Below are 21,764 nucleotides of genomic sequence, written 5' to 3' on the forward strand. Positions count from 1 at the left end.
TCTTTAATCTCACGCTCGACGCAGTCTGCTTCACTTTCTCCGGGTTCAATTTTGCCGCCTGGAAACTCCCACAGACCTCCCAGCAGCCCTTCTTGCTTACGGCGATCGATCAGGATTTTGCCTTGACTATCGGTGATAACGGCGACGCCGATGCGTTTGTGCGGGAGAGGCTGGCGAGATTCTGTCATAGGAAAGCGGGTGACTGCATTTTGATTGTACGCCGCGCACTCGCTTTGCCAAGGGCAGAGCAAGCAGGCTGGATTGTGCCGGGTGCAGAGCGTCGCCCCCAGATCCATGATTGCCTGGTTGAAGTCTCTAGGATGTTTGGGATCTAATAGCTGTTCGGAAAGCTGCCATAGAGGCGCGATCGCTTTGTTCGGAGTGGCAGGATAGGCAATCAAACGAGACAACACTCGTTTGACGTTGCCATCAAGAATAGGAACAGGTGCGTTGAAAGCAGCGCTGAGGATGCCGCCTGCGGTAGTTCTTCCGATACCTTTAAGACTGATCGCCTGATCAAGCTCACGCGGAAACACCCCATCAAAGTCAGCTACGACTTGCTGTGCCGCCTGATGCAAATTCCTCGCCCTTGCATAGTAGCCGAGCCCCTCCCACAGCTTTAACACTGCCTGCTGATCGGCGATGGCTAGCGCTTGAACCGTAGGCAAGGCTTTTAGCCAGCGCTCGTAGTAAGGGAGGACGGTCTTGACCTGGGTCTGCTGAAGCATAATCTCCGAAATCCAAATTGCGTAAGGATCTCGGGTTCGTCGCCAGGGAAGGTCTCGTCCCTGCTGTTGATACCAAGAGAGTAGCGATCGCCTTAGATGAACAATCTGCTGATCAGATATAGCAAAGCTCGGCGGGATAGATCCTGCCGAGCCCTTAGATTGGCGCTTAGGACGCTTGGTCTGGCGCTTTTGATTTCTGATCACTGATGCCTAAGAATAGCGATTACGAATCAGACTCTGTATCGAAGTCTTCGCCAAATAGCGTATTGCCGAAGCGCTCTTCAAAAGCAAGCCGCTGTTCTGCGCCCCGAAGAAAATAGCCGCTCATCATCGCAGAAGCAAGTAGACGGCCTAGGTTTTCACGGTTTGTAGTGACAGAGACATCGAACTGACCAGAAGGAAGACCCCCTAACAATCCAATTACGTTGTGTTCCATAACCTGCATCACATCAGATGAATCAGGGCGCGATAGCTGAGTGATAGTGTCCGGGTCCATGGACTTTACATAATCAAGCAGTGAATTGTCTGACATAGGTTTTGAATCGGTAGTAAATTCTGGGATTCTTCCGGTTACATCATCCATGCTGATACCTTCTATGAACGGCTAGAACGCGATTCTACAAGTGGTTTCGCTCTAATGTGTTCTGTGATGTGTCTGATAGGAGCAGGTGCGTCCTAGTCTCGGATACTACTGTAACAATGCTATTTACATATCACATTGGGTGAAACCGAATGGTAACCGAACACACGACTTCGATTTGTCCAAGTGCTGAACAAGGTTTATCTCAACCCATCTAGGCTACGCATCTAGGCTCATATCTAGAAGATAAGGACTTCACTTACCAAGTTGGATCGTCTAAAAGGTTGATTTCTATCGGATGGGTGGTATTCGGAATGGCGGTGAGACAGGCGCGCACTGATGTGTCTAAGTCGTTATTAGCTCCCGTATCTGGGCCCGTATCTGGGCCAGTCATCTCAACTTCACAGGCATAGCAGGAGCCCATCAAGCAGCCAGTAGAAATATGGATGCCGGCTCGGTGAGCCACGTCTAAAAGCGCTTCACCCGGTTCGGCGGTAGTAGTGATGTCGTCAGGGAGAAAGCGGATCTGAACAGTCACAGAAGGTACTAGATACTAAGAGGCTAAATGAGCAAGGCAAGCCGGAAAGGCTAAGCAAGGAAGACTAAGGGCGTAGCGAGGAAACTTAAGAGCGCAGCGTAAGAAAGACTAAGGCGCAGCGCAAGGAAGATTAAGAGCGCAGCATGGCCACTAGGGTAGTGTGTGCGTCGGCGGCATCTTTGAGTTCGTGATCAAAGGCAATCCGCAAAGGTAGCGTTTGCCCCTTGACTTCGGCGGTAAGATCCATGCCAGCCTGGTCGATAGTGGTGAGGGTAGCAGCGGTCGCCTCGGTCTGATTGCCGTAGCGCTGGGCGTAGGTCAAAACCGCTTCGGCGTGGTCTTTGTTCATGTGTTTGCAGATGCGATCGCTAACCTTTGCACTAATTTTTTCAGCCGCTTTCTTTTCAGATTCTTTAGTCGCCGTATTTTCTGACATAATTTCGCTTCTAGACCTTACAATTTCGACAGCTTCTGACAGACTTCTCTGTTGTCTGAGCTTGATAGGCTGTTGACTCTCTTTCGACTTATTGTAACCGGATTGTAAATTCCCTACTGCTACTTGGCTATTCCTATATACGCCAATTTCTATGAGCGCAAAACTATGAGCGCAAGACTATGAGCGCAAGTTCTCACCCGCTACCCACAGGCACTGTCTTTGAAAGCCCAGGTGCCCATCTTACCTATAGAGTGATTGGACCCTGCTGTCGGCTGTATGATCGCGAGCAATTGCCTTGGCCCTGCTGCCGAATCCAGTGGCGCAGCAAAGAGCCGAGCTGGCGACGGGTTGGTAAACGGTTTACAGTCGATCTAGCGACGCGCAAGCATCCTTCCTATTGTGTGGAAATTATCGGCCAGAGCTATCGCAGTGAACCCATTGTGATGACGCTATATCCGATTGGGCTATCTGCAGCGCAGCAGCACTGGTGGCACACGAAACGGGTTGATCCAAGAGCTGCTGACGCTCTTTGTGGTAGTTCTATGGATAGGATGCTCTTCGTGGATAGTAAAGCTGCTAACGACGGATCTGCTCAGGCACAGCCACCTCACAGCCTCGGCGATATTCTATACCCGACCAAATGAGCGTGCTGCACGTGCTGGCGCTAGAAAAGTTGGCGCTTAAGGGCAACGTGTCTCGCAAATCGGCGCTGTCTAAGATAGTGCGATCAAAGATGGTTTCGTCTATGTACGATTCGCGTAGGTCTGCGGCAATTAGAGAACTGTCGCTGAGATCGGTGCGATCGAGAATGGCATAGCGCAGGTCGGCGCTGTCGAGAATGGCATAGCGCAGGCTGGTATAGGCTAGGTTTGCATCCACCAGGTTGGCTCCGTGCAGCTGGGCACCGTCCAGATTGGCATAGTAAAAATTGGCCCCTTCCAGGTCGGCTCCAGTCAGATCCGCGCCCGATAGATCTAGCCGACGAAAGTCAGCACCGTTGAGGTCGCATCCCGGACAGCTATTGGTTTTCATTAGCTGTTGAATGGCGGTTGGGTCGGCTGCGATCGCGCCTTCTATCCTTACTCCTAACCCAGCGAAGGCAACCGTTGCGGCTGTGCCGACCGCGAAAGCGCCCCTGCGGTAATAGCACGTACGAAACAGATCTTTTATCTCTATATATATGAGATGCATGAGGCAAACAGACATCAGGCCACCCAACCTTGTAAAACTAGCGACAAACAGCCTCATTTACAAAAAGCTGTGCGTTTGTTTATAAACTTGCCCAGATCTCATCGGCGACCAATCTAATCCTCTAATCAGGCGCACTCACACAGCTCACTTAATCAAGTCAACCCGCTTAACATAAATAGCCATCTTGAAGTAATCCATCTTTAGATAGCTACCTCAAGACGCTCACCCCCCACGGAAATTCCTCATAACATATCTTGAAATGATTTGGCTGGCTTTGCAGGTAATCTGTACTCAGTCAAATCAATAAAGTTAAAACTGTTAGCTAACCTTGTGCCCCGTTAGCTTTAAGCTAACCTTACGCACTGTTAGCTTAGATTCCTGTGTCCTAATTGTCGGGTGTGCAACCCTCACGCTGTCGCCGACCATCGTGAACTCTACTAATCATTTAAAGATATGCAAATGAAATCATTTCGACTTACGGTTACTGCGCTTGCGACTGCTGCTGTTGCCGTTACTGCTAGCAATCTACCTGGTGCGATCGCCCAGAGTCAGCCCATTGCCCAGCGTGCAACTGAGGCGTCTACTGCTGTTCAGTTAGCACAGTCCTCTACCTTTGGTCAGCAAGAAACGGATCAAGATCCTTACCTGCTGGTGGCCAACCCCACCTCTAATATCGGCGGCAGACAGCGCTATGGTCTGATGATTCTAGAGCAAAGGCAGCCAGTTCCCCCGGCCCAGCCCTGCTTTTCTACAACAGGCTCCAACCCAACTGCCGTTACCCCTTTGACCTTCAATAACCCAGCTTGTGGACGCAGCACGGATACTAACGGCTATCTACTGCGGACGGCTGGCGAAGACATTAGGTACACCCCTGTTTTGGAAGCAGAAGAAGGCGTTTTGGTGCTCTACGCCAACCCTTCCCCCTTTGCGGGTAGCGGTGCGAGAAGGTTTGTGATTGGCCAGACCGATGGGATTGTTCCTGGCGGCTATACTCAGATCTTCTTAAAGCCTGGCTGGCGGCTGGCTAAGCAAACTTTTGAAGGGAATGTAACGGGCAGAACCTACATTGCCAACGATATGACGACAGCAGAACTCATTGCACAGGATGAAGATATTATTGCGGGGCCTACCGACCCAGATGTCCCGACACCTGTTGTTGTGCCTACGCCTGCACCTGCCTCATTCCCTGATGCCGTAGGTGACATCTATGAAGATGACATCAACCGAGCAGTTCAGCTTGGCTTCATTTCTGGCTTTGCAGAGGACAATACATTTAGACCAAGAGCAACACTGACTCGCGAACAGCTCGTCTCTATTGTGGTAGAAGGCTTGGAAGTTGCGCCTGAGCAGGCAGCACCTGTGGGTAATGTGCCCTTTGCCGATGTTCCAACTAGCCGCTGGAGCGCTGCAAAAATCGCTAGAGCCGCAGAGCTAGGTATCATCAGCGGCTATCAGGACGGTAGCTTTAGACCCACTAACCAGGTAACTCGCGCTGAGCTGATTGCGATTATGCGTCGCGCAGCTGAGTACGACAGCGAGACCACTGACCTTGAAGCCAACCAGACCGGGGCTACTTTTAGCGACATCAACGGTCACTGGGCAGAAGGCGCAATCTCTGAGCTATCCACTTTCTGCGGCGTGGCTACACCACTGAACGAAGTCGGTAATGAGTTCCGACCAGATTCAGCGGCTCAGCGTAACTATGCCGCTGCTGCTATGGTGCGTCTACTAGACTGCTCTCAAACTGCTGAAAACGAGACGTAGCTTTCTTGGAGAATACAGTCTGGGTAGAGCCTTCTCCTCTTATTTCTGCTTTGAGTAAGTAGAACTAACCCTAGTCGATAGCTATCGACTAGGGCTTTTTTAGCTCTTAAAGGAGTGGATAAGTGGCAACTGCAAAAAGGCTTTTTACTTGGTGCCGCTAAGGATGCCGTAGCGAATGAGTCCTCGGTTGAAGCCGGTCGTCATTAGTGCGATCGCAGCCGTCCCCCGTATGGTTTCTTCACCCGCTTGAAAAATACCTGTCACTGCCTCAACGCTAAGAGCTGAGCGGATAACGTCTTGCCAAAAGAATTCTACCTGCTGTGACCAATCGGCCATCCTCACATCTGTAAACCCGACTTCTTTGGCCAGAATGCTATAGTCATCCAAAGAAATGACATAGGGCAGGTGATACAGCTCGTACAGGCGATCGAGGTGCTGGCCTTCGCTCTCGGTCAGTGGGCCAGCCAGCGTACGCGTGGACCGATGACACCACGTTGCCATGAGGAAAGTGCCGCCCGGTTTTAATACGCGATAGCACTCTTGCAAGAAGCCTTGTTTGTCCGGCATGTGTTCGCCGCTTTCCATTGACCACACAAAGTCGAAGGCATCATCTGGGAAAGGTGTAGACAGGGCATTAGTCACCTGGAACTGGACAGCCGGTGCCTGCGCGGTTTCAAAGTTCTCGTAGGCAAGTAGATCGACGCCTTGTTCGGCAGCGCGTTCGCCAGCGCGTTTGGCTTGGACTGGGCTCAGCGTAATGCCGACGGCCTGAGCGTCGAACTTTTTAGCCAGATATAGAGTACTGCCGCCAATGCCGCAGCCTACATCTAGAATGGTGTGAGCAGTCGTAAGATCAGCCCACTTCAGCAGCGCTTCGATCAGATCAATTTGGGCCTGTCTGCGATTTTTACGATGTCGACCATTTCTGCCATAGTAACCGTGGTGCATGTGCTCACCCCAGGTTTTTTCCCACAGCGGCGACGACGTGTCATAAAACCGTTGAATTTTTTCGGCAAGGGGTGTGCTGTCAGTCATCATAGGTCTTGGCTCCGCTGTAGAAGCGTTGTAGGAGACTGGTCATATGGTAGCTTCCTTCATCCTTCTGAGTCTGGGAGTGAGCTCAGGCGAACACGTAGGCTAGTTGAATGAGAATCGTCGCCTGCTACGCTGCTGGCGCAACCAGCTTTCTTTTGTTTTCCAGCAAGAGCTTTTAATTTAAATTTATGACCGTCCCTAGAACAATCTGCTTTGGTTTTTTGGTACTGATTGCAGTGGGCACCTTGCTGCTGCTGCTGCCATTTTCGACGGCTAGTGGGGAGTGGGACAGCCCGCTAGTGGCCCTATTTACCGCGACTTCGGCAGTCTGTGTGACCGGGCTGATTGTGGTGGATACAGGCAGCTATTTTTCTGCCTTTGGTCAAGGGGTCGTGCTGCTGCTGATTCAGCTAGGCGGACTGGGCTACATGACGGCGACGACGCTGCTACTGCTACTGGTGGGGCGGCGGCTGTGTCTAAAAGACAAGCTGGCAATTCAGCAGGCAATGGATACCTCAGAGCTATCGAATGTAAAGGCGCTGCTGGTTTCAATTGTTTCGATGACAGCGATCTTTGAGCTGACCGGAGCGTTCTGCCTGATGCCGACTTTCTTAGAAGACTTTGGCCTAGGTCGGTCGCTATGGCTATCGATTTTTCATAGCATCAGCGCTTTTAATAATGCCGGGTTTAGCTTGTTTTCAGACAGCCTGGTGCGCTATGCCGAAGTCGCTTGGCCGATGGTAGTGGTGTCGGCGCTGATTATTCTCGGTGGGATTGGCTATCAGGTGATTATGGAAGCGTTTATGTGGGTGCGATCGCGTCTGATGGGACGCAAAACTCACACTGTCTTTTCCCTGCATTTCAAAATTGTGACCAGTACAACGCTAGCGCTGCTGGCGGTAGGAACGCTGGCCTTTTTCTTGATTGAGTTTGATAACTCAGCGACACTAGCCAACAAAAGCTTTGGCTCTAAGCTACTGCTAGCAGGGTTTCAGTCAGTAGTGATGCGAACGGCTGGATTTAATTCAATCGACATCGGTGCGATGGAGACGAGCGCTTTATTCGTGGCGATCGCACTGATGTTTGTCGGCGCTAGCCCCGGCAGTACTGGCGGTGGTATCAAGACAACGACCGTTCGCATTCTGATGGTCTGCACCAAGGCCGCGCTGCGAGGCAAAGAGGAAGTGAATTGCTATCAGCGGCAGATTCCGATGGCAAGAGTACTCAAAGCCCTGGCTGTGGTCGTGGCTTCGGTGATTAGCGTCGTGATCATCACGACCTGTCTATCGGTGAGCGATCCCGACTTAAGATTCATTGCCATCCTATTTGAAACGGTGTCTGCCTTCGCAACGGTAGGGCTTTCAACCGGTGTCACTGGCGATCTGTCTGTTTGGGGTCAGCTATTCATCATCTGCACGATGTATATCGGACGAGTCGGCATCTTGCTATTGATGTCAGCGCTGTTAGGCGATCCTAGCCCTAGCGCTATCCACTTTCCAGAAGAAGATCTGCTGACAGGCTAAGCGCTATTAATTTGCCCGAGCTGTTTATCTGCCTGGCCTAGACGATTCGATAGGATTGTAGCCCGCTGGTTTCTAGCGGTAAAAAGACAGTCCAAGTCATGCTCTGATCTGAGCGCTCGCGCACGGTCAGTTTGGCACCTAGCGCATGAAAAAGATTTTTAGTGGCTTCTAGATTGAGACTAAGACCACCCGTGTCAGGCTGAAACATCAGCAGATGTCCTAGCGACTGCAGTGGCGGCGCAGTGCAAGACTGCGAGTCGGGCCGGTTGGGATCGCCCTGGGATTGGAACTGCAGCTTTAGTTGATCGCCCGCGTGAAGCACATTGAGCTGAATGTGACTGCCTTGAGACACGCTGTGGGTAAAAAGTTCGACTAGGCCGGTGAGCACATGCTGGAGCATGGTGGGATCGCTAGCGACCATTGGCAGATCTGGCGGTAGACCGACTTCCAAAGAAAGGTTACGACGTTGAGCGGCCTGCTGCCACTGGGGAATAGCGTCTTGAAAGACTTGGCTAAGCGCGATCGCACTCAAAGGTGATTTCAGTGACTGACTAGCCGCTTCTAACTCTACCGCCTTAAAGATCAGGCTAAACCTATCAATTTGCTGGGTGCATTCGCGATCGATACTTTTTAGCCGTTTGACGACCTGAGGGCTGAGATCTTTACGCTTGAGCAGCGACCGGGTGTAGGTGCGAATAGTGGTCAGCGGCGTGCGGATCTCGTGTGCCATCGCCTGAAGAAAGGCACTATCAGAAGGCGTCTCGGCAGCTTTCGCACTCGCATTCTGGTGACTAGACCCCAGATTTTGAGACGGACTATGAGAGGAATTCTCGAACTTGCTGTGTGAGTTACTGCGTAGATTGCTTTGAGAGTTGCCTGTTTGAGAACTGTCTGATAGATCGCTTGCAGCATCACTTTGTTGATCGTGGGATTGGCTGTGAGAAGAATGAGTCTGAGACGAATAGGTCGATGGTAAACAGGCCAGCATCCAGCGATTGAACTGGCTGACAATTCGATAGCTAGGCGCTTTGGGCTCAAACTTTTCCACCAGCGCTTCAATAAAATCTAGCTGCTGCGGGCGAGTCAAAAGGATACGCGATCGCAGTAGTCGCCACACCGAGCTGACCACTTCAGGCATGAATGAAAACTGGAAGCTCAACTCGCTATCCGCATCTTCACCTAAAACCAAAACTAGCGAAAATTGCTCCGTTAAGACCAGGGCGAACTGCTCTTGAACTAACGGATCGTCTTCTAAAAGCGGCAGCAGGCGAGTCGCATGGGCCTGCTTTTGAAAGGTCTTCTTAAAGATCCGCTCTACTGGAGAGAGGGCATTGAAGGCAGATAGTTCTTCTGAAGCGTGAGGAACAAATGTCCAGCTAGAAATCTGAGAAATCAGTCCAGGATCGCTGAGCAGAGGAACCGGACCAGTCAGTAGCAGGGCCTGGGCCTGCTGTTTGGGTCGCTTTTTTCTGTGAGAAGATGTTCTAGACGAAGCGACTTGCGTCCGCTGATTGAGCAGTTGGGTCAGCGCGGCGATCGCCCCTGTCCATTCGTGCTTAGCCCTTTGCTGCCGAGCCTCTGCGGCCAGTCCTTCGCTAAGCGTAGGAATGTTGGCCACATCGCCATTCTGCGCGTCCTGGGCAAATTCTCCCAAAGCAACCAGTGCGCTAATAGTCGGTAAAAGCTGATCGGGTGCGCCCATAGACTGTACAAAAAGATGTGTCAGGTGCGAGTTACCTGCTGTATTCACACTACCTGCAAGCCTTTTGTCTTGACTATGGGTAGAACCGAACGTTTGGATTCGGTGGTGCTAGCGCGATCGGCGAATCTGGCGCATCGCCATCGACATAGGGTTATGAACAACCATCAAGTCAATAGTCAACTGCCAGTGATTGTATGTCCTGGCTTCAACCCGGATGAGCTGACCGATGGACTGGTGCGATCGCTTCCCCCGTTCGCTCGCCCCTATGTCGCGCGTGGCCTACCGATTTCGCCTTTGGATATCTATCAGTGGATGACTGATACCTTTGGTAACCCTGCTACCCAGCCGCCGCTGGTCGGGATAGGGTTTAGCGCCGGGGTGATTGGCTTAGCTGGCGCATTGCTTTTGTGGCAGCAGGCGGGTGGAAAGGTGGCGCGGCTGTTTGCGATTGATGGCTGGGGCGTACCTTTGCTAGGACTTAGCGTTACTCGTATCAGCCATGACCAATTCACGCATCTGACGACGTTGCCGCTAGGAGCTGGTGAGCTAAATTTCTATGCCGATCCAGGCGTGGATCATCTGAGCTTGTGGGGCGAGCCAGAACAAGTCATAGGCCGCGCTGTCCCCTGGTGGCAAATTACCGAGACAGCAGGAGAAATCATGAGCGCTCAAGACTTTTTGGTGCAATCTCTTAAGGTTATTGCTCGGACTAACTGCTGAATCAAAGCTTTGCCAACAGAAAATCGATCGCTAAAAAGTAAGCGTTAGGAGTAGATGCCTAAAAGCAAAAGTTAGGAAATGGCAACAACCTAAATAATGCAATCTTGTTGTTCGCTAGGCTACAACTTACACTGATTTAAAGCTATTTCTGAGGAGCGCGATCGCGGCGCGAGTCACGAGCAGTCGCTATGAAAAAATCCTTTAAGGAATAATAAAAAAGTAGCGCCTTGTCGTAGAGACGAGCCGCTTGCTGATTATGATCTAGGGTCTTGATCAAAGTATTGCCCCACAGAAAAACTAACCGTCTTCTGTACGGAAAGCCTTTCTGATAAACAAGTTTGAATTCCCTTCGGTATCGTCTATGGCCTCTCCTGTTACGTCTACGTTAGATTCCTCCAAGGCTACCCAGCGAGTCAGCGGTGCCCATGCCCTGATCGACAGCCTAGTGCGCCACGGCGTCGAGCACATTTTCGGTTATCCAGGTGGGGCGATTTTGCCGATTTATGACGCACTCCACCACGCTGAAGCCAAAGGTCAGGTTCAGCACATTTTAGTTCGGCATGAGCAAGGGGCATCCCACGCGGCAGATGGCTATGCCCGCGCCACCGGTAAGGTCGGTGTCTGCTTTGCCACCTCGGGGCCTGGTGCTACCAACCTGGTGACTGGGATCGCGACCGCTCAAATGGATTCAATTCCCATGGTGGTGGTGACCGGGCAGGTGACTCGCGCCGCTATCGGTACTGATGCGTTTCAAGAAACTGATATTTATGGCATTACGCTGCCAATCGTGAAGCATTCTTATGTGGTCCGCGATCCCAACCAGATGGCACAGATTGTGGCAGAGGCGTTTCATATTGCCAAGACAGGCCGCCCCGGTCCGGTGCTGATTGATGTGCCCAAAGACGTCGGCGTTGAAGAGATTGACTACATTCCTGTTGATCCCGGCGATGTCAGCATTCCAGGCTATTCTCCTGAGCTGGCTGTCGATGACAATCTGGTGGACGAGGCGATCGCGCTATTGCAGGCGTCAGAGCGGCCCTTGCTGTACGTGGGCGGTGGTGCAATTGCTTCAGGTGCCCACGGTGAGATCCAGGCACTCGCCGAAGCATTTTCCGCGCCGATGACCAACACCCTGATGGGTAAAGGCGCTGTAGATGAGCACCATCCGCTTGCTGTTGGCATGTTAGGCATGCACGGCACCGCCTATGCCAACTTTGCCGTTAGCGAGTGTGACTTGCTAGTTGCTATCGGCGCTCGCTTTGACGACCGGGTAACTGGCAAACTAGACGAATTTGCCTCTAGCGCCAAAGTTATCCATATCGATATCGACCCGGCTGAAGTTGGCAAGAACAGAATGCCTGAAGTGCCTATTGTTGGCGATGTCAGAGCTGTGCTGGTGCGGATGATTGACCGTTTGCAAGACCAATCCGCTCCAGATGCCAACAAAAGTCAAGCCTGGCGAGATCAAATCGAAACCTGGAAGCAGGACTTTCCTCTAGTTGCTCCGGTGTACCCAGACGATATCTCACCGCAGTCTGTCGTCGTGGAAATTAGCAAGCAGGCCCCTCATGCCTACTGCACAACCGACGTCGGACAGCATCAGATGTGGGCCGCCCAGTTTCTCAAAAACGGTCCGCGTCAGTGGATATCGAGCGCAGGGCTTGGCACGATGGGCTTTGGACTGCCAGCGGCCATGGGCGTTCAGGTGGCACTGCCCGATGCTCAGGTGGTCTGTGTCAGTGGGGATGCTAGCTTTCAGATGAACCTACAAGAGCTAGCAACACTGGCCCAGTATGGGATCAAAGTGAAGACCGTTATCTTGAACAATGGTTGGCAGGGAATGGTGCGCCAGTGGCAAGAAACATTTTTTGGAGAACGCTATTCTTCTTCTGAAATGGCCGCTGGGATGCCGAACTTTGAGCTGTTAGCTCAAGCCTTTGGGGTGAAAGGAATGGTGGTTAGCGATCCCAATGAATTAGAAGGTGCGATCGCCCAGATGCTCTCGCATGACGGTCCAGTCTTGCTAGATGTGCATGTTCGGCGAAACGAAAACTGCTATCCCATGATTCCACCGGGTAAGAGCAATGCAGATATGGTAGGACTGCCTGATAAGCCTAGACCACGGCGTTAATCTTGATTCGAGCCAGTGTTTCCCTAGCTTGGAGATTAAACAAAGGCATAGATTCGCCGCATGCGCTAGCTGTAAAAACAGTTGGCGCATGCTTCATTTTACCTCGCCGGGGATCTACAGCTTGAGTCGCTTGACTGAGACACATCTTACTAGCTAAGAGCCTTATATAGCTTTCCGCACTTTGCTTACTACACCATGAAAGGCTACAGCCCTTGTCATACAGCGCAAAGTGCCTCCCGGTTTCCCGTAGGCATAGCACGATCCCTAAGTATGCATTTGGAACCTGCTATAAAACAGCGGCTTATACCTACCGCTTTGATATTATCCATCAACCGAAACTAGGCACTTTCGCGGAACTCTAGGCCCGACCCATAAAAAAAATTAAGAAAAGCGTGGTATTAACCTTGTTCTTGTCCCATTTGCAGGGTAGTATTCGCGTAATTTGATATGAGGAATCGCTACAGTAGCGCCCGCCGAGCAACTTCTCAGCATGGCGTAGCCTCCTTGACAAAGAAAGCTTAGTTCTTCTTATCCGTACGTCGCCACATGGTTTTCGCTACTGTCTCCGATCCTATGCAGCCCTCTCAGGAGCCGTCTCATCAGGCTCTACCCGATCGTCAGCTCACTCCTAGTCCTAGATCGGCTCGCCGCTCTCCCTACCTAGCTATCCGGGCTGCACAAGCTCGCACGCATGCCCAAACCGCGATCGCCCAGCGCCCGAACCAGCGCTTAGACCCAAGCCTAGAACAGCATTTGGATCAGCATTTGGATCAGACCGAAGAGACCCTCGTAGATCTGCATGTAGCGCCACCCGCTAGGCGAGTACGAAGAGACGAACTGGTTGACACCTCATCCGTTCTAGCCCCAATCGAGCTACCCAAACAGCCCCGGCTACCGTTTGGTCTGAGGCTGTTGCATCGAGTTCAGCAAGGATCTACGGTTTTGACGGGTCTGCTAGTCACTAGTGCTTTAGTTGCCTATGGCTCTAGCGTCTATATAGATAGATCCACGAACCAGGCACTGGCTCAGCTAAACGCGCTGCAAAGTGAATCGCAGCAGTTGACCACGGCGAATGAGTCGATCAAGCAAAGTTTGGCAGAGCAGGCCATTGAGGAAAACTCTGGCCTAGAGCCGTATGCCCCGGATGATATGTTGTTCATCACGCCTGAGCCTCGACGCGCGCCGGTAAAGGACGTCGAAGAGAAAAAGCCAACTCAGCTACAGCCACTAGGCTACTAGGCGAAATATTAGCTACTCTTTTTGTCTCGCTAGAGTTGTCTCTTTAGATTTTGACGAGTGAAGAAGGGGCGCGAAGGAGAAGGCCGAGAAAAAGAGGAAAGAAAGCGGTAAGCAGGCGGAGTTTCTATGCGGGCATCTAGTGAATCCGAGCGTCAGAAAAAATCAAAGCCGCTGCGGCAGCGACGGTCTAGCCGCCGAATGAAAGCTGACATGGCTATCGGCAATATTGGCAATATTGGCAAAACAAACGCTGATACAGCTAATACTGCCAACGCTAGCACTGGCGGCGGCTCTCGGATGCATGCAAACGTCAGGCCAAGGGCTACGTCGTTAGAGACAATTCGCAGCACGCGGCGACAGTTTCCTCGGCCCCGTCTAATCAGCGTATGGCTGATGCTGATGGTGGCGATGATCGGACTAGGTGGACGACTAGCCTATCTACAGCTAGTTGTTGGCTCTGACCTACGGGCAATGGCCAAAGAACAGCAGACTATCCAAGCGACCCCTCGCACTGCGAGGCGGCAGATTGTAGATCGCCAGGGGAACGTGGTGGCGATGGATCAGGTGCTGTATACGCTCTACGTCCACCCGATGCTGTTCAAAGAGTCGACAGCGGCGATCGCAGCGGCAGTTAGCGACGTGATTGACGAAGACGCCCAGTCTTTAGAAAGGCAGTTTCAATCGCAGGAGAGCGGCATCAAGCTGGCTTCGGGCATTTCAGTCGAGACTGCCAAGCGGCTGCGATCGCTAGGGTTAGATGGACTCGATCTACTGCCATCACCGCAGCGAGTGTATCCCCAAAGCGAGCTATTCTCGCAGATTACCGGCTATGTAGATCTAGAGGGCGTACCCAAAGCTGGGATCGAGCTCAGCGGCAAGGATCAGCTAGCATACGATCCGCCAAGCGCTAGAGAAATTGCGACTCTGCAGCCGGTAGCTCAAGACGATTTGAAGCTACAGCTAACGATTGACAGTCGGCTGCAGCGAATCGCCCAAGAAAATCTGGCAGCGACGGTGACCGAGTATCGGGCCAAGCGCGGTGCGTTGATTGTGATGGACGCTCGAACAGGTGAGATTCTAACGCTAGCAGTTGCCCCTACTTATGATCCGAACCGCTATTACGAGGCGGACTTAGCACATTTCAAAAACTGGGCGGTCAGCGACCTGTATGAGCCAGGCTCTACGTTCAAGCCGATCAATGTGGCGATCGCACTAGAAAACGGCAGTATCGGCCCCAATGACACCATCTACGACGAAGGTCAGATCCAAGTCGGTGGATGGCCGATTCAGAACGTTGACTATCACTGGGGCGGTGGCCGTGGCACGCTTTCGATTACAGACGTTTTACGCTATTCGAGCAACGTCGGCATGGTGCATATTATGCAGGCGCTAGCACCCGCCGACTACTATGCGTGGCTAGAAAAGCTAGGACTTGGCCAGGTCACGGGCGTAGAGCTGCCTGGCGAGACTAGCGGCCAGCTCAAGAACAAAGGGCAGTTTGTAAGTAGCCCAGTCGAAGCGGCAACGACCGCCTTTGGTCAAGGATTTTCGCTCACACCTTTGCAGCTAGTGCAGCTGCACGGCACCCTAGCCAATGGCGGTGAGATGGTAACGCCTAGAGTCGTACGAGGGCTAGTCGACCGCGAAGGAGAGCTGAGCTGGACCCCAGAGAGAACTGCGCCCAAGCGAGTCTTTTCACCTGAGACCGCGCAGCAGGTGCTGACGATGATGAAAGAAGTCGTCGATGACGGGACGGGTTCGGCAGCGAAGGTTAAAGGCTATCAGATTGCTGGAAAAACAGGCACCGCGCAGAAAGCAACCGCGTATGGATCGTACGGCGATCAGCGGATTACTAGCTTTGTGAGCATCGCCCCAGTGAGCGATCCCCGTTACGTAGTCTTCGCGGTGGTGGACGAACCTCAAGGCGAAAATGCCTATGGCGGTACCGTTACCGCGCCGCTAGTCAAAAAAATGCTGGATTCTCTGGTAGTACTAGAAGGGTTAAAACCAGACCAAGACTCGCCGTCGCCAACAGCCCCTTGAACCCCTCTTGGGTTGGCGGTAGTAGAAGCGGCGCTTACAGCAGCGGGGAGATATTAACGTTTATAGCGTTCCTTGGATGCACTAGAGGGACGTCAGTCATTTGGCCCGCCTATGAAATATATCCTTGGAATAGACATTGGCACGAGCAGTACTAAGACAGTTGCGTTCGACACAGAAGGTCGTCAGCTCGCTCGTAGCGCTCAGGGATATCCACTCAATGCGCCCGTGCCAGGAGCGGCAGAGCAGGATGCGGATGAAATCTTGCGAGCAGTGGAGCAAACGGCTGTAGATGCGATCGCCAACGGTGGGCTAGATCCATCACAGCTACTGGGGCTTTCGTTTAGCGCGGCGATGCATACGCTGCTGCTGCTAGACGCAGAGCACCGACCTCTGATGCCTTTGTTGACCTGGGCCGACAGTCGCAGCGATCGCCTGGTTCCAGATATTTACCAGCAAGATCCCGGTCTCTATGCGCGCACAGGCTTGCCGATTCATCCGATGTCACCAGTCGTCAAGCTAGCGTGGCTATCTCAGGAACAACCTGACCTTTTTGAGAAAGCAGCGCGAATCGTTTCGATCAAAGAATACGTGCTGCATCGCTTGTGTGATGAGTGGGTCGTAGATCTATCGATTGCATCGACGACGGGTTTATTGAACTTAGAGCAACAAACGTGGGACAAAGGGGCTTTGCAAATCGCCCATATTCGGCCCAACCAGCTTTCGAGAATCGTGCCAACGACCTATCAGCTCAGCTTGCAGCCTGACCAAGCACGGAAGCTGACTATTGCAGCAAGCACCCCTGTGATTGTGGGCGCAAGCGATGGCGTGCTAGCCAACTTAGGCGTAGGTGCGATCGCCAGAGGGACAGCAGCCATCACTTTGGGTACCAGCGGCGCTGTTCGTCAGGTCATAGACCAGCCCAAGCTTGAGCCTAACGCGCAGCTATTTTGCTATGCACTCACCGCCGATCGATGGGTAATGGGCGGTGCGGTAAACAACGGCGGATTTACGCTGCAGTGGACACGCGATAGCTTAGTGCCCTACTCAGTGTCGCCGGACGAAGTCTGTGAGATGAACGATGAATTCTGCGAGATGAATGTAGAGCCAAGTTCTTCTACGTATGAGCGGCTAACCAAAATGGCAAGGGGGGTTGCGCCTGGCGCTGAAGGTCTCATTTTTCACCCTCATCTGCTGGGCGAAAGATCGCCCCTGTGGAACGCTCAAGCGCGGGCTAATTTTTTTGGGCTAGGTCGCCATCACGGTCAGGCTCATTTGGTGCGGGCGGTGATGGAAGGCGTGATCTACAATCTGCAGTCTGTTTTTGCCGCGCTAGAGTCGGCGGGCGGTGAGGTAGAAACGCTGCGTGCTTCGGGTGGATTTGCGCTCTCGGATCTGTGGCAGCAGATACTAGCAGATGTTTTTGAGCGGCAGATATTGGTGCCAGCGGTGATTGAAAGCTCAGCGTTTGGCGCGGCGGTGATTGCGCTAGTGGCTTTGGGTGAGTGGAAGACGCTAGAAGAGGTTGAAGAGAGGGTTGCGATCGCCCACATCCGCAGTCCTATCTCAGAGAACGTGAAACAATATCGAAACATCCTGCCAATCTACAAAAATTTATTGGCTGACCTACAACAGCACTACGAGAGCCTTCACCAAGCTATTCAAAATTAACTGCGGGGTTTTGAGTGCGGCCAGAGATGTCTAGAACTCAAAGTCGTATACTAGATAGTGAAGCTAGCCTGACGCGCTATGGTTTCTCAACTATCCAAATCGAATGAAGCAGCAGAAATCTTCTACCCCGATTCTGACGATCAGCCGATGGCGAGTAATACAGAGCAGTATCGCTGGATTGTTATCATTCAGCAGAATTTGAACTGGCTGCTGCCAGATGCCTTTGTAGCAGGCGATCTGTTTTGGTATCCGATCGAAGGCCGCGCCGATATTTCGGTTGCTCCAGATGTGATGGTGGCACTAGGCCGACCCAAGGGCAAAAGACCTTCATACAAGCAGTGGCAAGAAGAGAACGTCGCGCCTCAAGTCATTTTCGAGATTCTCTCACCGAGTAATACCAAGCGAGAGATGGAGCAAAAGCTGTTGTTCTTTGAGCGGCATGGTGTCAAGGAATATTATCTGTATGACACTGAAAGCCATCTCTGTAGCGGATTTTTACGAGGTGAGTTTGGCCTAGCTCATATCTCAGAAATGGCTGGATGGGAAAGTCCTTTGCTCAAAATTCGGTTTGATACGACAGGTGATGAGCTACAGCTAATTCGACCGGATGGAACTCCTTTTCTAAGCTACGAAGAGGTGATCGCGCAGGCTGAACTGTTCAAGCAGGAAGCAGAATCGGCTAAGCAGGAAGCAGAATCGGCTAAGCAAAGGGCGGACAAGCTAGCTGAGAAATTGCGATCGCTCGGCGTCAATCCAGACGATTTGTGATCATGTCTGTGAGATTGATTTGTGACGATTGAGTTCAAACAGTACTTTTGTTGACTTTGGGGCACTAAAACATCTGAAATGAATCCCAAAACGCGCTTAAAAATCGGTGAAATCTCAAATCAAACAGGCGTTGCAATCGGTGCTCTACGCTATTACGAAACGCTGGAGTTATTGACTTCTGAGCGTGGCAGCAATGGATATCGCTACTATTCACCAGCGGCGGTGCAGCAGGTTCTATTTATCAAAAAAGCGCAGGCTTTGGGATTTTCTCTAGAAGAGATTAGAAAGGTGCTAGCCGTATCCGAAAGTGGACAGGTGCCCTGTGGATTAGTGCGATCGCTGCTTCAAGAAAAAATTGAGAAGCTCGCTGCTCAAATCCGTAGCATGAGTCAACTGAAAACAGAGCTAGAACAGTATCAAGTGCAGTGGATTGCCACCCAGCCAAGTCCGCAGTCAGACGATATCTGTCCGCTGATTGACACCGTAGAGATTCATTCTTAAAGAAATTTATCCCTAAAGCTGCTGCTGCAAAAGTGATCAGCTAGCGGTGGCTACATTCGTATCGCTAGCTATGTATGGCTATAGGTATATGGTGATTTTGACTAGTGATTTTGAAGTTTTGGTGTAGAGAATTCTACTAGTTTACTAGTAAATATACGGCGGGGAAGCTTGATCAAAAGATGCTCCTTGCAGGAAAAAACAGTAATGGTTGATATTCAGCTTGCCATAGATCCAGATACTCAATATGTCACGGTTGAGGATGCTTCTCCTACCGTCTCGGTTCAGTGGGATAGAATCGTGCAGCAGGCCGTTATCAATACTAACGTTGGGCCAACCGTTGCCTCTCGCGCCTACGCAATCATGCATACGGCTATGTTCGATGCCTGGTCTGCCTATAGTTTGGAGTCTGTTGCTACCCAAAGTGGAGACGATCTCCAAAGGCCCCATTCAGAACACACCGTTGACAACAAGATCGAAGCGATGAGCTTCGCTGCCTATAGAGTCCTTTCAGAACTCTTTCCAGACAGCGAAAACATAGCTCGCTTTGATCAGCTTATGACCTCGCTGGGTCTAGATGTCAACAACAATACGACAGATACTAGCACTGCTGCGGGTGTTGGAAATGTCTCGGCTGAGACCCTGATGGTTTTCCGCCGAGCTGACGGTTCCAATCAGGTCAATGGATACGCCGATACTACTGGATACCAGCCCGTTAACGTAGATGCAAATAACATTGTTGATCTACAAAAATGGACGTCCGAATCTATCCCCATCGATGCCATTAAGACTACCCTAAACGCATCTGGATTCTCAGGGCAGCACCAAACTTTTCTGACGCCTCAGTGGTCTATCGTCACTCCTTTCGCGCTATCGTCGCCTGATGCTCTGCGCCCCGAAGCGCCTGAGCCTTTTTTGTTAGTAGATGCAACTGTCGACTTAGAGAACGGCACAATTACCCTGGCAGGAGAGACAACTACTAGAGCAATTACGGCTGATATGGTGGGCGCTGCTGGCGAGGCGGGCAAGTTTATCAACCAAGCCTTTATCGATCAGGCTGAGCGGGTCGTCGCGGCTAGCGCCAATCTTACTGACGAGCAAAAGCTAATCGCCGAGTTCTGGGAAGACGCTGGCGGCACTTCGTTTCCGCCTGGAACCTGGCACACGTTTGGAGAGTTTGTTTCTGCTAGAGACAACCACAGCGTAGATGAAGACGCGCTGCTTTTCTTTAGCCTTAGCAATGCCATTTTTGATGCCAGTATCGCCACCTGGGAAGCGAAAGTCTTCTATGACTACGTTCGTCCTGTTCGCGCCATCAGAGAGCTAGGCAAACTGGGGCTGTTGAATAGCGCCACCACGGGAAAGGATGAAATTACCGGCGAAACGGGCTATGTGATTGAGGCTTGGGGTGGGCCGGGTCACGGAACAAAGACAATTCTAGCGGACAACTTTATCACTTATCAGACGCCTGGCGGTCATCCCTCGCCGCCGTTCTCGGAGTATACCTCGGGCCATAGCTCTTTTAGCGCGGCGGGTGCAGAAATCTTGAGGCGCTTTACAGGCAGTGATGATTTTGAGGCGATAATTACGTTTGCAGCCGGGTCTTCTCGCTTTGAAAATTGGCTAACGCCAGCAGGTGAAGTGACGCTATCTTGGGACACCTTTACAGAAGCGGCTGACGAGGCAGGTCTTTCACGGATCTACGGTGGAATTCACTTTGACGATGGCGATCTGAATGCTCGCGTGCTCGGCAGGCAGGTGGCGAACAGCGCCTGGGACAAAGCGCAGGCGATCGCAACTGGTGCTGAGATTGTCACGCTTGATTTTCAAGCCGATAGATTTAGCCCTGATGCGGAAGTGGGATTTTTCATCGTCGATGACCAGACGGGCCGTGTAGATGGGCTTTCTCCGGGTGAGGCCGGCTATTTGACGGCGGCCCTGGCACGGTCTTCTACGCTTTTTTCTATGCTCTCTAAGAGCGCAGACTTTCAGTCTAGTTTGACGGCGCTTAGCACCCGCTCTTTATTAGCAGGCACCTATATCAGCTTTTTCTCTGTAGAAGGCGGCACGGTCGATAGCTTTTTAAGAGGTGAGCAGGGCCAGATTTCAATCGCATCTACTGAGCAGATCAACCAGACCACGAGCTTGAACCTGGCGCTGGCTGGACTAAACGTAACTGCTTCGCCATCTAGCTGGGCGGCAATTGGAACCCATTTACAGGGCAGCCCTGAAGCTGAAGTTCTAGATCTTACTGAGTCTCTTACGGGGCTAGGTGCTGATGTTGAGGCGACTTTTACGGTTCGTAGAGAAGCGGCCTTTAGCAGCGTGGTTGGATTCTACGCTGTCGATGACCTCACCGGCAGAATTACTGACTCTATGGGCAATAGCTTTTTTCCTGCAGATACAACAGAATATGTTCAAGCAGCGTTAGAAAACAGAATTGCTGATGTGGCTTTGTTCGCAGACGACAACAGCACTAGCGTATTTTCTAAAACGCTAGCGACTGGTCAAATTCTAGCGCCGTTCTTGATCGTAGAAGGGACGGTCGATGAGCTTCTAGATAGCGATGCCAACAACGATCCTGATATCTACTTTCCGTTTATCGGAGCGAACTCAGACGGCGTCGACCATGTTCGCCTATTTGGCAACAACACTTTCGGTTTTGAAGATTTAGCGGGCGGCGGCGATCGCGATTTTGACGATATGGTGGTTCAAGTCGAGTTTGTCTAGGGCACCTGCTTCTTCGGCACAGGATGAGACATAGACGTTGCTGGGCTAGCAGAACGCTGGCCCAGTAAGAGGGGAATACTCAGAATGCCTAGCAAGGTAATCAGCGCTGTTAATACCCAAATGGTCCAACGGTCGGGGCGATACGAACCCCGCTCGATCTGATGAAAGACCTGGTTATAGCGCCAGCCGGCCAAGACAATGATAGCGATCCCTGAAATGACTAGCCCTAGCCCCAATAGCTGCGAATTAGCCGCAGAAAGCTCAGCAGATCCGTTGTCGGATTGAAATTCTTGTAGGAAGAGGCCAAAGCGGGCGATCGCAAACCCAAATCCGATCAAAGAAATTGACGTTCTTAGCCAGGCTAGAAACGTTCGCTCATTCGCCTGATGCTCTCTTTGTCGGTCCATAAAGAATTTCCCACCGAGAATTTTGCCTAGGCCAACGACCGCATCAGCATACCTCGAAAAGCG

General features: G+C 51.8%; 19 protein-coding genes. 11 read left to right on the forward strand and 8 right to left on the reverse strand.

Annotated features, from left to right (window positions below; all coding sequences use genetic code 11):
- The 4 genes from mutY to IQ256_RS10060 form a co-directional block, all read right to left on the reverse strand.
- Nucleotides 1-932 (reverse strand): A/G-specific adenine glycosylase (gene mutY, locus IQ256_RS10045; protein WP_370623404.1); only part of this gene is annotated, 932 nt, incomplete at its 3' end.
- A gap of 19 nt (nucleotides 933-951) precedes the next feature.
- Entirely contained in the window at nucleotides 952-1,260 is a 309-nt protein-coding gene (locus IQ256_RS10050; RefSeq protein WP_304952597.1) for a DUF760 domain-containing protein, read from the reverse strand.
- A gap of 307 nt (nucleotides 1,261-1,567) precedes the next feature.
- On the reverse strand, nucleotides 1,568-1,846 hold the full coding sequence (locus tag IQ256_RS10055) for a 2Fe-2S iron-sulfur cluster binding domain-containing protein (protein ID WP_193855416.1): 279 nt from the start codon (nucleotides 1,844-1,846) through the stop codon (nucleotides 1,568-1,570).
- A 130-nt stretch (nucleotides 1,847-1,976) separates the two neighbouring features.
- A complete protein-coding gene (locus tag IQ256_RS10060; protein ID WP_193855417.1) occupies nucleotides 1,977-2,282 on the reverse strand; it encodes a DUF2470 domain-containing protein in 306 nt (101 codons plus the stop codon).
- A gap of 179 nt (nucleotides 2,283-2,461) precedes the next feature.
- On the opposite strand from IQ256_RS10060, the gene IQ256_RS10065 reads away from it, so the two are divergent.
- Nucleotides 2,462-2,926, forward strand: coding sequence for a hypothetical protein (locus IQ256_RS10065; protein WP_228024743.1), 465 nt, complete (start codon nucleotides 2,462-2,464; stop codon nucleotides 2,924-2,926).
- Here the strand turns inward: IQ256_RS10065 and IQ256_RS10070 are convergent.
- Nucleotides 2,859-3,488 (reverse strand): pentapeptide repeat-containing protein, encoded by a 630-nt coding sequence (locus tag IQ256_RS10070; RefSeq protein WP_193855418.1) that lies wholly within the window; start codon nucleotides 3,486-3,488, stop codon nucleotides 2,859-2,861. The genes IQ256_RS10065 and IQ256_RS10070 overlap by 68 nt on opposite strands.
- A 444-nt stretch (nucleotides 3,489-3,932) precedes the next feature.
- Here IQ256_RS10070 and IQ256_RS10075 point away from each other — a divergent pair, with 444 nt between their 5' ends.
- Complete coding sequence (locus IQ256_RS10075; protein ID WP_193855419.1) at nucleotides 3,933-5,237, forward strand: DUF3747 domain-containing protein; 1,305 nt, start codon at nucleotides 3,933-3,935, stop codon at nucleotides 5,235-5,237.
- Nucleotides 5,238-5,381: 144 nt separating this feature from the next.
- Here IQ256_RS10075 and IQ256_RS10080 read toward each other — a convergent pair whose 3' ends face one another.
- On the reverse strand, nucleotides 5,382-6,275 hold the full coding sequence (locus IQ256_RS10080) for a methyltransferase domain-containing protein (protein ID WP_228024744.1): 894 nt from the start codon (nucleotides 6,273-6,275) through the stop codon (nucleotides 5,382-5,384).
- A 185-nt stretch (nucleotides 6,276-6,460) separates the two neighbouring features.
- On the opposite strand from IQ256_RS10080, the gene IQ256_RS10085 reads away from it, so the two are divergent.
- Complete coding sequence (locus IQ256_RS10085) at nucleotides 6,461-7,795, forward strand: TrkH family potassium uptake protein (RefSeq protein WP_193855420.1); 1,335 nt, start codon at nucleotides 6,461-6,463, stop codon at nucleotides 7,793-7,795.
- A gap of 37 nt (nucleotides 7,796-7,832) precedes the next feature.
- On the opposite strand, the gene IQ256_RS10090 is transcribed toward IQ256_RS10085, so the two are convergent.
- A complete protein-coding gene (locus IQ256_RS10090; RefSeq protein ID WP_193855421.1) occupies nucleotides 7,833-9,497 on the reverse strand; it encodes a sensor histidine kinase KdpD in 1,665 nt (554 codons plus the stop codon).
- 75 nt (nucleotides 9,498-9,572) lie between these two features.
- On the opposite strand from IQ256_RS10090, the gene IQ256_RS10095 reads away from it, so the two are divergent.
- From IQ256_RS10095 to IQ256_RS10130, 8 genes are all read left to right on the forward strand, one after another.
- Complete coding sequence (locus IQ256_RS10095; RefSeq protein ID WP_193855422.1) at nucleotides 9,573-10,217, forward strand: hypothetical protein; 645 nt, start codon at nucleotides 9,573-9,575, stop codon at nucleotides 10,215-10,217.
- A gap of 361 nt (nucleotides 10,218-10,578) precedes the next feature.
- Nucleotides 10,579-12,348: a biosynthetic-type acetolactate synthase large subunit gene (gene ilvB / locus IQ256_RS10100; protein WP_193855423.1), complete on the forward strand. Its 1,770-nt coding sequence runs from the start codon at nucleotides 10,579-10,581 to the stop codon at nucleotides 12,346-12,348.
- A 573-nt stretch (nucleotides 12,349-12,921) separates the two neighbouring features.
- The gene (locus IQ256_RS10105; protein WP_193855424.1) at nucleotides 12,922-13,587 is read left to right on the forward strand and encodes a hypothetical protein; all 666 of its coding nucleotides are present in this window, start codon (nucleotides 12,922-12,924) and stop codon (nucleotides 13,585-13,587) included.
- A 126-nt stretch (nucleotides 13,588-13,713) separates the two neighbouring features.
- Complete coding sequence (locus IQ256_RS10110; RefSeq protein ID WP_193855425.1) at nucleotides 13,714-15,630, forward strand: penicillin-binding protein 2; 1,917 nt, start codon at nucleotides 13,714-13,716, stop codon at nucleotides 15,628-15,630.
- A gap of 111 nt (nucleotides 15,631-15,741) precedes the next feature.
- On the forward strand, nucleotides 15,742-17,298 hold the full coding sequence (locus IQ256_RS10115) for a gluconokinase (protein WP_193855426.1): 1,557 nt from the start codon (nucleotides 15,742-15,744) through the stop codon (nucleotides 17,296-17,298).
- A 78-nt stretch (nucleotides 17,299-17,376) separates the two neighbouring features.
- Nucleotides 17,377-18,066: a Uma2 family endonuclease gene (locus IQ256_RS10120; protein ID WP_193855427.1), complete on the forward strand. Its 690-nt coding sequence runs from the start codon at nucleotides 17,377-17,379 to the stop codon at nucleotides 18,064-18,066.
- A 78-nt stretch (nucleotides 18,067-18,144) separates the two neighbouring features.
- Nucleotides 18,145-18,567, forward strand: coding sequence for a heavy metal-responsive transcriptional regulator (locus IQ256_RS10125; protein ID WP_193855428.1), 423 nt, complete (start codon nucleotides 18,145-18,147; stop codon nucleotides 18,565-18,567).
- 204 nt (nucleotides 18,568-18,771) lie between these two features.
- Nucleotides 18,772-21,294, forward strand: coding sequence for a DUF6851 domain-containing protein (locus IQ256_RS10130; RefSeq protein ID WP_193855429.1), 2,523 nt, complete (start codon nucleotides 18,772-18,774; stop codon nucleotides 21,292-21,294).
- Here IQ256_RS10130 and IQ256_RS10135 read toward each other — a convergent pair.
- Nucleotides 21,291-21,701, reverse strand: a complete 411-nt coding sequence (locus IQ256_RS10135) for a YidH family protein (protein ID WP_193855430.1) — start codon at nucleotides 21,699-21,701, stop codon at nucleotides 21,291-21,293. The genes IQ256_RS10130 and IQ256_RS10135 overlap by 4 nt on opposite strands.
- Between the last annotated feature and the right edge of the window lie 63 nt (nucleotides 21,702-21,764).

This window comes from cf. Phormidesmis sp. LEGE 11477 (assembly GCF_015207105.1).
Taxonomy (GTDB): domain Bacteria; phylum Cyanobacteriota; class Cyanobacteriia; order Phormidesmidales; family Phormidesmidaceae; genus Phormidesmis.